The organism is Microcystis flos-aquae FACHB-1344 (genome assembly GCF_014698375.1).
Lineage (GTDB): Bacteria > Cyanobacteriota > Cyanobacteriia > Cyanobacteriales > Microcystaceae > Microcystis > Microcystis aeruginosa.
In genome coordinates this window covers 1-13191 of record NZ_JACJSW010000023.1, presented here as the reverse complement: position 1 = coordinate 13191, position 13191 = coordinate 1, and the positions used below count along the sequence as shown (strand labels likewise).

At 45.9% G+C, this 13191-nt stretch carries 11 protein-coding genes and 2 pseudogenes; 7 read left to right on the top strand and 6 right to left on the bottom strand.

Going from position 1 to position 13191, the window contains the following annotated elements; genetic code table 11:
- The first annotated feature begins 464 nt into the window (after window positions 1-464).
- Window positions 465-1490: a phosphoribosylformylglycinamidine cyclo-ligase gene (gene purM, locus H6G48_RS01080; protein WP_190718261.1), complete on the top strand. Its 1026-nt coding sequence runs from the start codon at window positions 465-467 to the stop codon at window positions 1488-1490.
- A 270-nt stretch (window positions 1491-1760) separates the two neighbouring features.
- Here the strand turns inward: purM and cofH are convergent, their stop codons facing one another.
- A complete protein-coding gene (gene cofH, locus H6G48_RS01075) occupies window positions 1761-2897 on the bottom strand; it encodes a 7,8-didemethyl-8-hydroxy-5-deazariboflavin synthase subunit CofH (RefSeq protein ID WP_190718238.1) in 1137 nt (378 codons plus the stop codon).
- A 137-nt stretch (window positions 2898-3034) separates the two neighbouring features.
- A complete protein-coding gene (gene psb29 / locus H6G48_RS01070) occupies window positions 3035-3721 on the bottom strand; it encodes a photosystem II biogenesis protein Psp29 (protein WP_186814365.1) in 687 nt (228 codons plus the stop codon).
- Window positions 3722-3937: 216 nt separating this feature from the next.
- Here psb29 and smpB point away from each other — a divergent pair, with 216 nt between their 5' ends.
- Complete coding sequence (gene smpB, locus H6G48_RS01065; RefSeq protein ID WP_002732921.1) at window positions 3938-4402, top strand: SsrA-binding protein SmpB; 465 nt, start codon at window positions 3938-3940, stop codon at window positions 4400-4402.
- A 118-nt stretch (window positions 4403-4520) separates the two neighbouring features.
- The gene (locus H6G48_RS01060; protein ID WP_190718235.1) at window positions 4521-5069 is read left to right on the top strand and encodes a DUF2808 domain-containing protein; all 549 of its coding nucleotides are present in this window, start codon (window positions 4521-4523) and stop codon (window positions 5067-5069) included.
- A 160-nt stretch (window positions 5070-5229) separates the two neighbouring features.
- Here H6G48_RS01060 and H6G48_RS01055 read toward each other — a convergent pair whose 3' ends face one another.
- Window positions 5230-5547, bottom strand: a complete 318-nt coding sequence (locus H6G48_RS01055) for a KGG domain-containing protein (RefSeq protein ID WP_190718232.1) — start codon at window positions 5545-5547, stop codon at window positions 5230-5232.
- Between the two features lie 457 nt (window positions 5548-6004).
- Window positions 6005-8251, bottom strand: coding sequence for an IMS domain-containing protein (locus H6G48_RS01050; RefSeq protein WP_190718229.1), 2247 nt, complete (start codon window positions 8249-8251; stop codon window positions 6005-6007).
- A gap of 247 nt (window positions 8252-8498) precedes the next feature.
- Between H6G48_RS01050 and pdhA the strand changes: the two genes are divergently transcribed.
- The 3 genes and pseudogenes from pdhA to H6G48_RS01035 form a co-directional block, all read left to right on the top strand.
- Complete coding sequence (gene pdhA, locus H6G48_RS01045) at window positions 8499-9533, top strand: pyruvate dehydrogenase (acetyl-transferring) E1 component subunit alpha (protein ID WP_012267065.1); 1035 nt, start codon at window positions 8499-8501, stop codon at window positions 9531-9533.
- A 544-nt stretch (window positions 9534-10077) separates the two neighbouring features.
- Window positions 10078-10860, top strand: coding sequence for a hypothetical protein (locus tag H6G48_RS01040; protein ID WP_190718227.1), 783 nt, complete (start codon window positions 10078-10080; stop codon window positions 10858-10860).
- Between the two features lie 113 nt (window positions 10861-10973).
- Window positions 10974-11780, top strand: a pseudogene (locus tag H6G48_RS01035) (glycosyltransferase family 2 protein); the annotation flags it as partial.
- A 165-nt stretch (window positions 11781-11945) separates the two neighbouring features.
- Here H6G48_RS01035 and H6G48_RS01030 read toward each other — a convergent pair.
- Entirely contained in the window at window positions 11946-12287 is a 342-nt protein-coding gene (locus H6G48_RS01030; RefSeq protein WP_190718224.1) for a hypothetical protein, read from the bottom strand.
- 34 nt (window positions 12288-12321) lie between these two features.
- Here H6G48_RS01030 and aat point away from each other — a divergent pair, with 34 nt between their 5' ends.
- The gene (gene aat / locus H6G48_RS01025) at window positions 12322-12903 is read left to right on the top strand and encodes a leucyl/phenylalanyl-tRNA--protein transferase (protein WP_190718221.1); all 582 of its coding nucleotides are present in this window, start codon (window positions 12322-12324) and stop codon (window positions 12901-12903) included.
- Between the two features lie 83 nt (window positions 12904-12986).
- On the opposite strand, the pseudogene H6G48_RS25820 reads toward aat, so the two are convergent.
- A pseudogene (locus H6G48_RS25820) lies at window positions 12987-13191 on the bottom strand (hypothetical protein); the annotation flags it as partial.

Below are 13191 nucleotides of genomic sequence, written 5' to 3'. Positions count from 1 at the left end.
TGTGAAATGTAGGCAAGGTAAGAGTTTTGTGGCTTTTCTTGCGAAACAGGTGCAAGATTTTGAGATAATCGTGCTTCAAAACCTGGCATCTTGAGCGGCGATTGCGTCCTGTAGGGGCGAAGCATTCGGGTAATAACCTATCGGTGAAACCGTAGATTTTCTATCCGAATGCTTCGCCCGTACTTTTTCAGCAAACCCTAATTAAGCAATCTCAATTAATTGTTAGATAGTGGCGCAGGCTTCTGGTTCTTTGTATTTTATCTTTAATTGTAACCAGCTACTTAGTCGATGAGTCGATCATAGGTGCTGCGTTACGACGGATTGTCACCTTCGAGTCAAAGCAGCAATTTTGGCCGTCTCGCGCACCCTTTCCTCCCCACTTCCCAATTCATAATTCATAATTCATAATTCCCATGGGACCGAAATCTGGGTAAAATTTGAGAGATACAATCGGTCAATTGGGCATGGATTATAAAGAAGCGGGCGTGGATGTGGAAGCGGGACGCGCTTTTGTCGAGAAAATTCGCCAAAATGTGGAAAGTACCTTCCGTCCCGAAGTTATCGGCGGTTTAGGCGGTTTTGGCGGCTATTTTCAGTTACCTTCCGGTTATCGGCAACCGGTGTTAGTATCGGGAACTGATGGTGTGGGAACCAAGCTGAAAATTGCCCATAGTCTCAATTGCCATGATACGGTGGGAATTGACCTCGTGGCCATGTGCGTCAACGATGTCTTAACCTCCGGGGCTGAACCTTTATTTTTCTTGGATTATCTCGCCACCGGTAAACTGGAAGCGTCACAGTTAGCAGCGGTGGTATCGGGAATCGCTAGGGCCTGTCGTGATAGTGGTTGTACTCTTTTGGGAGGGGAAACGGCGGAGATGCCGGGGTTTTATTCGGCAGGAGAGTACGATTTAGCGGGTTTTTGCGTCGGTATTGTCGAAAAAAGTCAATTACTCGACGGCAGTAAGGTGCAAATCGGCGATGTGGCTATCGGTTTAGCCAGTAGTGGGGTTCACAGTAACGGTTTTAGTCTTGTTCGCAAGATTATCGACACCCAGAGCTTAAATTGGCAAGATTGCCCCGAAATTTTGGCTGGCTCTAGCTTAGGTGAAGTTTTGTTAACTCCCACTAGACTTTATGTCAAACCTGTGCTAGAACTTCTGCGCTCTGGGTTAGATATTCACGCCATGGCCCACATTACCGGGGGTGGCATCCCGGAAAATTTGCCCCGCTGCTTAGGTAAAGGGCATTCCGTGCAGATTTACCGAGAAAGTTGGCCGGTTTTGCCGATTTTTCACTGGTTAGCCCAGATGGGATCGGTTAATCCCGAAGCCATGTTTAATACTTTTAATATGGGTATCGGTTTTGTGATCATTGTCCCATCGGATCTGGCGCAATTGACTATTAATCAACTACAATCCTCTGGGATTAATGCCTACCAAATCGGCGAAGTGATTGCCGGTAAGGGGGAGATTGTTGGGCTTGATTAAGCTGAAAAAACTCTTTCAGCAAACCCTACTTAGGGTCTGCTGAATAAATCTAAAAACCTTGTTGGATAAGAATTTTAGACTTTTTTCCCATCAAAAAGTGCCAGACATTGGGGTGATCGGGGGGGAAATTTAGGCACTTTTTCCCTGAAAATTAGGTAATTGACCCCCTGAAAATGGGGAAAACCCTACACCCCAGCTGCCCCCCCGATGTCGGGGGGGTTGGGGGGGCCACACCCTGCCCCCACGAAAAACTCTTTCAGCAAACCCTAGTTAATAGATTGTATCTCGTTGACGGGCCGGGCGATCGAGGGATTTAATCGCCGTTGCTAATTCCTCGACGGTCAAACAAGTACCGCCCAGGGCCCCGGCCATAGTGGTAATATGTTCTTCCATGAGAGTACCACCGAGATCGTTGCAACCCCAGTTTAAGGCCTCTGTCGCCCCCTGTAAGCCCAATTTTACCCAACTGGGTTGATGATTTTTAATGCTATTGCCCAAATAAATCCGCGCCACTGCCGTTAATTTTAATGTATCGGCTAAAATTGGTTGATCCCGTCCGACTCGATGTCTCAGGGGTTTGGGGGCCGATTGTCCCACAAAAGGCAATAAAATAAATTCGGTGATTTTAGCCGGATAATTATTTTCTAGGGCGATTTCTTGCTGTTTTCTAATTTTTTCGAGGTGCTGCACCTGTTGGCTAGGGGTTTCAATATGACCGCAGAGCATGGTACTGGTGGTATGTAACCCCAAGCGATGGGCAATACCGACTATTTCTAACCAAGTGGCGGCATCGATTTTTTCTGGACAAATTACCCGTCTTACCTCATCCACCAACACCTCGGCAGCCGTCCCCGGCAGAGAATTGACTCCTGCTTCTTGCAGGGAAGCGATAACTTTTTCGTAACTTAAACCGTCTTCTCTAGCAATAAATTGGACTTCTTGGGGTGAAAAAGCGTGTAAATGCAGGTCAGGAAAGGCTTGTTTCAGGTTTTTAACAATTTCGAGGTAATAGTCTAAGGAATTGCCCTTAATCTTGGCTTTTGGGTTTAATCCTCCCTGCATACAAATTTCCGTCGCCCCACGACGGACGGCATCCGCCGCTTTAGCGATAATTTCCTCTAAATTAAGCCAGAAGGCCCCTTCTTCATTTTCATCGCGTCTGAATGCACAAAAACTGCAATGCTGCTCACAGATGTTACTAAAATTAATGTTGCGATTGATAACGTAGGTGACGGTATCTCCCACCTGTTGACGACGCAAAAAGTCGGCCGTTTCCCGAATCCGGGCAATTAAACGGTTATCGGTAGTTTCTAGCAAGATAATCGCTTCTTTTGCCGATAAATTCGCCCCTGACCGCGCTTTTGCCAAAATATCGGTTACGGGTGCGGTGATGGAGGAGTTAGTCACGGGAGATAAATATTAAGGGTTGCCGATCTTAATTTTAGAACGAGGTCAGAAGGAACAGTAAAGAAAGAGAGCCGATTTAATCCTTTTTCTGTTCCCTATTCCCTTGTCTGCACGCGGTAATTTCCGGTTGAGAGCCTTTATTGCAGGGTGGTTTGTTTTTCCTGTTCTTTTTGTTGACGTTTTTTCTTTTCTGCTTCTAGGGCATCTTCGATCACCTTGAGCAGCTGATCCATTTTATCAAGATTACCGCGATAAACATCGAGGTCTTTTTGCAGTTTCTCGCTGGAGAGACGGAGAATTTCTGAGAACTTTGGCAAAATTTGTTCGCGTTTTTCTTTTTCCTTGATCATGTCCGGTTGTGCTTCCGCCAAAATAGTATAGAGACCGATGGCAAACAGGCGACTATACTTAAACTTAGGCGCGTTGATCACCGAAACTAAACTATCAGACAACTGATTGTTACCCCCCAGAGCAGGGTTTTGCAGTTGGGAAAGCAAGGAATCAATATTAGTTTCTTTGGCAATAGCGATCATATTTTCGGCATCACGACGATAGACTTCGGGATTACCGTTAACCGCTTGGCACAAAGCATTAAAAATATTCGGTTTATCCTCCCCCGGACGATAGCCTTCCATGAACTTCTCGAAAGAAGTAACCACACCAAGGGCATAAATTGGATCATAATGGAAATCTACATTAACGGAGAGCAGGTGCATCTCAACTAATAATTCCTCAACCACGCGCCGATATACCGAATTGATGGGGCGGGTGTGGCGAGTATAAAAATCACGCTTACTATCGGAAACAGTACGAATTTTGTCCACAGAACCAAACTTCATAAAAATTTAACACTGCTCTCATTTTCTCCCTTCTCGTTCCCCCTGACAAGGCCAGTGATCACCAAAGAGCGGCAAGCAGTCAGTCCAGAGAGAGCAAAAGAGCGAGTAAGATATAAAGATAAGGACATGGAAAAATCGAGATAATTAGCCGATACTGCCTCTACCAATCGCTTTTTTACTTTTCACTTTTCAGTTGACTATATGGCCAATCAAGACGACAAAATCAAAATTATCACTGATAACCGGCAAGCGCGCCATCTCTACGAGATTTTAGAGACTTTTGAAGCGGGGGTGCAGTTGCTGGGGACCGAGGTTAAATCCGTGCGTGCCGGTAAGGTAAACCTGCGGGATGGTTACGTTTTAGTCCGCAATGGTGAAGCGGTGTTAATTAATGTTCATATTTCCCCCTACGAACAGAGTAGCGAATATTTTAATCACGATCCGCGCCGGACGAGAAAATTGTTGATGCACAAAAAGGAAATCAGCAAACTCATCGGTCAAGTGGAACAGAAAGGCTTAACTCTTGTGCCTTTGAAGATGTATTTTAAAGGTAGTTGGGTAAAAATCAGCATTGGCCTCGGTAGAGGCAAAAAATTACACGATAAACGCGAAGATTTGAAACGTCGTCAGGATCAACGGGATATGGCGCGAGCGATGAAGCGTTAATCAAGACACTTATCGGACTGGCAAAGGTCTAGGTAAGAAACGATCGAGTTTTGTTACAGTTGAACTGTATTCGGCCCCTTGCGGCCATCACCGTCCCCCTCACCTTGGGTTAAAATTTATGTTAAAACTCTTGACAAAAATAATTAAATATGCTAAGGCACCCGCTTTAATTGCTCTATCTTTAGCTGTGGGTGCGGGGGTTATTTTACCAAAAATAACTTTAGCCAATGGCAACCCCGGCCTAACCATTTTTAGTGGAGTCGATCGCAAGGATATCTTAGATTATTTCTTGCAATTTGGTGGTCGTCCCCGGCAAATGGATCGTTATAAACTCTATATTCCCCCGAAAAAACTCTCCCAAGGGGCCTCGGCTTTTTTTATTTCCTATCCCGATTATTTTAACGGCCAGTTTGACACCAATAAAATCGAGGTACGCACCAACGGCAAATCTTTACCTTTAAAGGAAGTGGTTTGGGATAAGGATAGTCGCATTATTCAAATTGTCCCCGAACAAGCGATCGATCCGACCAGCAAAGTTGAAATCGTCATGTCTAATGTCAGAAATCCTGAATTAGGCACTTATTACTTTACCTGTGATGTGATTGCCTCTGGCAATATTCCCGTCCGTCTCTACGTTGGGACTTGGATTGTCAGTATCGAACCTTAAGTATTTATTGGGGGAATGGGGAAATGGGGAAATGGGGGGATGGGGAAATGGGGAAATGGGGAAATGGGGGAATTCAACTAAAACCCTAAAACCCTAAAACCCTAAAATCCCAACACCTAACACCTAAGACCCTCTCAGCCCGAGAAAAAGTCAACCAAAGTCAACTATTTGCCTCCGAGTTGCTAAAATCTGAGTAGTTTTCACCTATAGACTCGTTGGCTGGGTAATTTTCCTCGGAGTTTGAGTTTTTGCCACTGCCTTTGTGAGAATTTTTGCCCCCTTCCCGTCCGATAGCTGCCATGTGGGCGCGATCTCGGCTAACCGCTTCACCACCTTTTCGTCCCGCTTCGCGAGCCTCTTCGGAGGTAAATTCGTGGGCTGTACCTTTTTGATGAGCAGCTTTACCACCTTTACTAGCGATTTCCCGTTGTTTAGCTTGATCCATAGAGGCAAAACCGCGTTTACTCTTACCTGTCATAATATCCCTCCTGTGTGAATGCTGATTTTAAAAGTTCTTAAAGACTTATGCGAGATTTTTAAAACATCAAAATCATGGTCTTGTCGGTGGGCAAAACATTGAGATTGCCCCGCTTTTTTCCTCTAAGAACTATGGATTCCTACCTAGGATCATAACTCATTAGCTTGACTTCTAGGGAACTAATTACAGCAATCAAAGAGCATATTTTATGTTAAAAAATATTAAGCGAATCGAGCATTTATCAGTCTAAAGATATAGAAGTTATCTTAATGGTGAGGTACAAAGTTTGCCTTTGCAGGAGTCAGAATTCAGTTATCAGTTATCAGTTATCAGCTTTTTTCTCCCTGCTCCCCTGCTCCCCCACTTGCCACTTGCCACTGAAAAAGCTGCCATGCAGTCTTAATTGGAGGCGCGGGCAGCTTAAAACCTAGTTTTTTGGGGATTTAATCGGGAAAAATCAGGGTAAGACTTGGGTTTTTTCGATTAACCATTTATCTCCTTGCCGTACCAAATCATAGCGCAGGTTCAAGGACTCATTATAGGAACGATTGACAATTTCCTTGCCATTATGGAAATACATGGCCTTTTCGTTGACTATCGCTTCCACCGTCGCTAAATTAGGATTTTTCGCATTATTAGTGACCGAGCGCACATCCACTTGATGATCGTAGCGCCAATAGTTATTTCCCTGTAAAGCCGCCGCTCGTTTTTGCCAAATTTCTAAGGCTGAACCTGTTAAAACCTCTTTCAATTGCTCTTTTTGGTGTTCACTGCCAAAAGCGGCCGATTTTACCGCTAACCAAGCTTGAATCGTCTCCTTGGCTGTTTCCTTGTCCAAGGGAATCCCTTCCATCACTTCCGCATTAGCCGAGGGAATTTCTAGTATGGGAGTATTTAAAGAAATCGGTAACTGTTCCCCTTGCAAGGCTGCCAAAGGAGATTGACTATCGACAATTGCCTTCACCCCCAGGGACAAAACCGCGATTGTTCCCACTAATCCTACCCCCAATATCGCCACTCGATCGAGTCGCAGTTTTCTGCGGGCTGGTCGTCTCCGTTTCGGTGCGACTAGGGCAGTTTTTGCCGTTTCTAGGGCTGCCGGCCCGGAGTTGCCTGCTGCTTGGTGGCGCGGGCGACTAGGACGACGACGGGGGGGATTAAGTGCCGGTTGACGATAGGCTGCTGTCACCACCACACTACCCTGAGTATAGGGGGTGAGAGTTTCCTCCTGAGCGGTGGCTCTCAGGGCAGGTACAGCAGTGCTTGTCCGCTCACCGTTAACTCTAGCTAAAGACGGTTTTTGGGGACGAGAGTGGGAAGAAGAATAAGCAGATTCCCTCATCGGTGTCACTCCTGGCACTGGGTTTAAATGGGTGGGGGGGGTGTGGGTTTTCAGAACATTTACTTCCGATTCTAAGGGTTCGCTGGCCTTTTCTCGAACCTCGACGGGAACTTTTTCGTCAGGAAAACCTGACAATTCTTCTAAATAATTTTGTACTTCTTCCTCGGCAAAATACTCTTTGAGTGAGGCTTTCCGCTCGACTAAATCACTAAAATGGCAGAAAACTTCTGTTTGTAACCAACGCTCACCGTAACGACATAGCCCGGGTAAAAGATCGGCAGATTGCCCGGATTGTTCCTTAATATAATTTAATATTTCTTGCTCTTGACTTTTTTCTAAAATTGTGCTTGCTCGTTCCGTCTGACCGAGCAGTAGGGCGCAGATTGATCGCTCTAGGGAGACATCCTGATGTTTTTGTAATTGCTGTAGGCGATCGCTGGCTGCGACAATAGCGGCGGGTTGTTTTTGGGCGAAACCGCGGGCGATCAAGGCATAGACCAGCAGATAATTACCCACCGCCGAGGGGCGTTGTGCCTCTTTTGCCCAGATTTTCTCCTGTTCGGCCTGAGTTAAATAAACCCGTAACTGTTGAATAAAGCGTAAAAAATTATCCACCCCCAACCCAGAGCGATCGTCACCCTGGCCATCGATGCCGCCGCGAGCGGCCAACATCTCCTCCAAGAGATTTAAGCCGCGCTGACGGGCAAGACTAGGTTTTTTTTCTTGGGATAACAATTCCAGTATCCGGTAGGGGCGCAGGCGATCGCAATCATGGCGAATCTCGCTGGCCACTTGCGGGAACATTTGTTCTTGTTCCAACCAAGTCAGGGCTTTGGCCGCGGTGCTGGCCGCCTGTTCATAATTTTTATCCTGCCAATATTCCCGACTTAATTCCCCGTAGGCCAAAGCCAAGGTTAAGATCATGTCTGGGCGAGTAGTTGGCTCTAAATCTAGATAAGTTTCGGCCAAACGAATCACTAACTCGTATTCTCCCAACTCTTGCAGGATGAGCAAAGCTCCCACCAGATCGGCGGGGGCAATGGTAATCTGGGGAGTGAGATATTCTGAGGAAGCCGCAGCCAGCCCCCCAGCCTGAGAATCTAGGTTTTCGGCGCTGCTTTCTGGGTTGAGAAGCAAGGGATTGGGATCAAAAAATTGAGCATCGTAATCACGACGGCGATCCGCAGCACTTAACACTTGGTAAGCTTCATCTAACAAGTGCTGACGGGCAATGATCGCTGTTTGACTGTATTCTTGACGTGGCAATTGCCGTCCCCGGTCGGCGTGGGCCAAATCAATCTGCTCGGCACTCACCTGAAAGGGGATTCCCAATATCCTGTAGTAGTCGAGAGGAATGCGCACGGTTAGCTGTACCTCAACTCTGGAGAGTCCTTAGTGAATTAAGTGATGTAAGTGAGAGCGGAGCGAGTAAAATAACAAGATACCATCTTATCCTAGCCAATCTCTGACTGACTAAGATTAGATTTGAGAGAGAAAATACCAAGAACCCCTTGGTTTAAGCCTAAAAAATTCACTGCCAGAATTCTCGAAAAACCTACCGCTTCCTCTCCCCTTGCCTTTTTGTTGTCTAAATGATACTACAGACCCTATGATTTCCGAACGTACTTTACCAACCTTTAATCCTGCTTCCATCATTATTACCAAAGCTGAAGGTCTTCGCCTATACGAGGATATGGTTTTGGGGCGGATGTTTGAAGATAAATGTGCCGAAATGTATTATCGAGGCAAAATGTTCGGTTTTGTCCACCTCTACAACGGTCAAGAAGCGATATCTAGCGGTATTATTAAAGCCTTGCGTCAGGGAGAAGATTACGTTTCTAGCACCTATCGCGATCACGTCCACGCCCTCAGTGCCGGAGTTCCCGCTCAAGAGGTAATGGCGGAGTTATTCGGCAAAGCTACCGGCTGTAGTAAAGGACGGGGCGGCTCCATGCACATGTTTTCCGCCGAACATAAGCTTTTGGGGGGTTACGCTTTTGTGGCCGAGGGGATTCCCGTCGCAACCGGGGCGGCTTTTCAAAGTAAGTACCGTCGCGAAGCCATGGGTGATGCCAGTGCCGATCAGGTAACGGTCTGTTTCTTCGGGGATGGGGCGAGTAATAATGGCCAGTTTTTTGAGTGTCTGAATATGGCCGCTCTCTGGAAGTTGCCGATTATCTATGTGGTGGAAAATAATAAGTGGGCGATCGGTATGGCCCATGATCGAGCCACTTCTCAACCGGAAATCTATAAAAAAGCTAGTGTTTTTAGTATGGTCGGTGTGGAAGTGGACGGTATGGATGTGGTCGCCGTTCATGCCGCCGCCAGAGAAGCCGTGGCTCGGGCCCGCGCCGGTGAGGGACCGACTTTAATTGAGGCCTTAACCTATCGTTTCCGGGGTCACTCTCTGGCAGATCCGGACGAGTTACGCAGTGCTGACGAGAAACAATTCTGGGGCGAAAGAGATCCGATCACTCGCTTTGCCGCCTACCTCTACGAGCGAGATCTGGCCACGAGAGAGGAATTAAAAGAAATCGAGCAGAAAATTCAAGCTGAAATCGAGGAAGCGGTTAAATTTGCCGAATCTAGCCCCGAACCCGATCCTAGTGAACTAACTCGCTTTATTTTCGCTGAAGACGAGTAATTTCAGTGATCGGTGATCAGTGATCAGCTGCTGAAGGCAAGGGGCAACAGGCAAGAGGCAAGAGACAAGAGGCTCCCAAAAAGAATTGGCTCTTCGTTACTTGTTATGGTTCGATAGGGGGGCATAAATCGACTAAATCTTTATCTGGTAAGAGATTTAATTGATTAGTTCGCTCTAGATCGAAAACAATTGACAAAAATCGCAGCCATGTCTTTCTCTATAAGGGTTTCATCTCTTATAATCCTGTCTGTTGCATAAGACAAACCGAAGAACCAAAGAATTTGGCAATTCTCCTACCTAAAAAGAAGGTTAGAAACTAAATACATCAAAGCTTTTAGCTTAACCAATTAGGTTTTAGATTCGGTCGAATTTTTTCTTGACTAATCACTGTTTACTGATCACTGTTTACGCGACTGTCAATTAAGGTATTCTATGAGGGGGAGCAGAAAAATCCCGCCTCGAAGCTGGTTGTTGTTGAAAAAATCCGTAAAAAATAGTTGCGCTCTTGTATAATCCGCTAAAATCCAGAGAAATAGCTTTTGCCATGGCGACTACAGAAGCATTGAACCCCAGTCAGTTCTCACTCTTAACCAACCTCACCGCTGATCGTTCAAGTTCACCCAACCCACAAGAAGAAATGGACAAAGTTATCATTCTCGTTAATGCCGAAGCTCAAGCCAGTGGTCAGATGTCTCGGCTATCGCCCGTTACCGAAAAGATGGTGATTGCCTTAAAAAATGCAGTTCCTAAATCCTTGGCGGTGGAGGTGACGGGGACGGCTTCTTTGTGGTCAAAAATGGAGTCGGGTAAAACCAGCCAGAATAATTTAATCTGGTGTCCCTTAACAATTCAATTACCCAATTGGGTGAATTTTCCTGGTAAAAAAGTTTATCAAGCTTGTCGGGATATCGAGGAAAGACGCACTTGGGTTTCCCATACCCTGCACTATAAAACCAGTCAGGGAGATTCTTCTTTTGGGGATCTTTGGTTGCCGATCACGGTGACATCTAAGGGTTTAGAATACGGTGAGGTAATCGGAGAAGGCATGATCCCCAACGCCTACAGTCAACCGATTAGTCTGGAAAGAGAGAGTCTTAAGTCTTTACATCGGCTGGCAGCGCAATTACTGGATAATTTACAGGCTCCTTCTTCTGTTTATTTGCTGCAGTTTCGTCTGGCTCATCGAGAAGTGGTTTTTGATCGTCTCTGGCCTTTTCCTGCCGCACCTGCGATCGCTTCCCTGCGCGGTCAACAGACGGATCTCTATGCAGCTTACTGGAATTGTTTACGTCAGCAAGCAATGGTCGATCATTCCTTGGCAATTTAAAAGCACTGTCTAGCAGTAATCTATTAAGTTGACAAAAGGGATACTTTAGCAGAATATTTAGAGCGTAGCGGCCGCCATAAAAACACGGCTTTTGTCCGTTCGACTTCTCGAAAATGCCGAAATATTCGCTAATTATCCCGATTTATAACGAGGAAGAAACCATTCCAGAACTCTATCGCCGTGTCAGTGCCGTCATGGATAGTTTAGATGATTCTGTGGAACTAATTCTGATTAATGATGGCAGTCGGGACCGGTCCTTAAAATTAATGCGGGAACTACAGGAAAGAGATGCTAGGGTCTGTTACATTAGCTTTGCTCGTAACTTTGGCCATCAGGCAGCAGTAACGGCAGGACTCAATTTTGCTAGGGGTCAAGTTATTGTTGTCCTTGATGCCGACTTGCAGGATCCACCGGAATTGATTCCCAAAATGATTGAGTCTTGGCAAGCAGGTTATCATGTGGTTTACGCCCAGAGAACAAAACGGAAAAAAGAAAGTTGGTTTAAACGCCTGACTGCCTACGTTTTCTATAGATTGCTGCGACAATTAGCCGACGTGGATATCCCTGCGGACACGGGGGATTTTTGTCTGATGGATCGTCAGGTAGTGGACCTATTAAATTCTATGCCAGAACGGAATCGTTATATCCGCGGTTTGCGCGCTTGGATTGGTTTCCGACAAACTGCTGTTAAATTTGAGCGAGATCCCCGGTTTGCTGGCGAAGTCAAATACACTTTTAAAAAATCCCTAGCTTTAGCGATTAATAGCTTGGTGTCTTTTTCTAAGATTCCCCTGCGTATTTCCACTTATTTAGGCTTATTTTCCGCTTTAATTGCCCTGTTAATGGCTTTACTGGTTCTCTACTGGCGCTTACAGCAACCCGACTCTCCCGTTACCGGTTTAGCTACTATAATCCTGGCGGCAAAAACTCAATCTCAAGGAATTAGCCCAAAACTATAGTAATATCGTCGTGGCACATCCCGAAGAAGATTTTGTTAACTTCTTAAATGATCAGTACCCCATTCGTACAAAAAAATTAGCAGAGCAGCTAATAGAAATTAAACTCCAATAACAAAGAAAAACTGTCTAACTTTGCCCACAACAGCGATCGATTCCTAAACTATCTAAAATTAAATCACTGACGGCGTTAGCGATGGCAAATTCACTATAAAAACTTTCGCGGAAATCAAAAGCTTGCATCTCGGTAATGATCGCAATTACTAGACAACCGAGATCGTTCTCCCCTTCCAAACGCTGACGCAGAAAAATTTGACTAGCACGTTCAGCGATAGTTTCATTAATAGCTTCGGGAATAAATTCCGCATCTAACCAACGATGTAAAGCGGTGCGCAGCCAAGTTTGTTCCTGTTGGGGATTTTCGATTGGTGGTAAAGTGATAGGCGGAATTGGTGCGGGATGATCGGGCATAATTAGAGAATGATCAGGCTACAAGACTGAATTCTTGGAGGGAGTCGTGGATACCGTCTCTATTATACAAGGATACGCACGCGGTTACTTTCTCATGGCCGATGAGGGGGGGCGATTGGATTGGTATTCTAGTAGAAATCGCGCTCTTATCCCTCTAGATCGGCGTTTTAGGTATCCCAAGTCCCTAAAACGAGTTTTGAATCAAAATCGCTTTAGCGTGGCTATTAACCGCGATTTTGTTGGGGTTTGTGCCGGTTGTGCCGATCGCTCGCTGACTTGGATTTCCCCGCAGTTAATCCAAATCTATCAGCAATTACACCAGGCCGGTTGGGCCTACAGTTTCGAGACTTGGCAAGGGGATCAATTAGCGGGGGGGATTTTAGGTTTGGCCATTGGCGGGGTTTTTATCGGGGAATCGATGTTCTATAAAATTCCCGATGGTTCTAAGGTAGCCATGGTCAAGTTAGTCGAACACCTCAGAGAACGGGATTTCTGTCTATTTGATGCCCAAATGCAAAATCCCCATCTGGCTAGATTTGGGGCCTATACTATCTCCGAAAAAGAATATCATCCCCTACTTGAAGGCGCTCTGTTGAAGCATTGCCATTTTGTTTAAGTATTGTTTCCGATTGTGGCAGTCATCTTAATAGTGAGGTACTAATTTTTCGTTTTGGGGGGCCAGTCGTCACGATTCGGTCGTCATTGACTCTCCCCCGCTAACCGCGGAGCGCGGTGTAGCGGGGGATTCTCGGTTCTTAGGCTTTTAACTAGATCGACCTGGTTTAACCGGTCGATCCCCGTCAAATCGCCTCCGCGAGCGTTTTCTAACACGGTCAGTCCGACCGCATTTTTTCCTCGGTTCTCAATTACCTTCGCTGATGCCGTATCTCTCGGTTCAATGTGG

Bases quoted from the DNA above. Each gene is read 5' to 3' on its own strand.
- H6G48_RS01030 (WP_190718224.1), bottom strand. From the start codon at position 12,287: ATGCCCGATCATCCCGCACCAATTCCGCCTATCACTTTACCACCAATC.
- smpB (WP_002732921.1), top strand. From the start codon at position 3,938: ATGGCCAATCAAGACGACAAAATCAAAATTATCACTGATAACCGGCAA.
- H6G48_RS01040 (WP_190718227.1), top strand. From the start codon at position 10,078: ATGGCGACTACAGAAGCATTGAACCCCAGTCAGTTCTCACTCTTAACC.
- pdhA (WP_012267065.1), top strand. From the start codon at position 8,499: ATGATTTCCGAACGTACTTTACCAACCTTTAATCCTGCTTCCATCATT.
- purM (WP_190718261.1), top strand. From the start codon at position 465: ATGGATTATAAAGAAGCGGGCGTGGATGTGGAAGCGGGACGCGCTTTT.
- H6G48_RS01060 (WP_190718235.1), top strand. From the start codon at position 4,521: ATGTTAAAACTCTTGACAAAAATAATTAAATATGCTAAGGCACCCGCT.
- H6G48_RS01055 (WP_190718232.1), bottom strand. From the start codon at position 5,547: ATGACAGGTAAGAGTAAACGCGGTTTTGCCTCTATGGATCAAGCTAAA.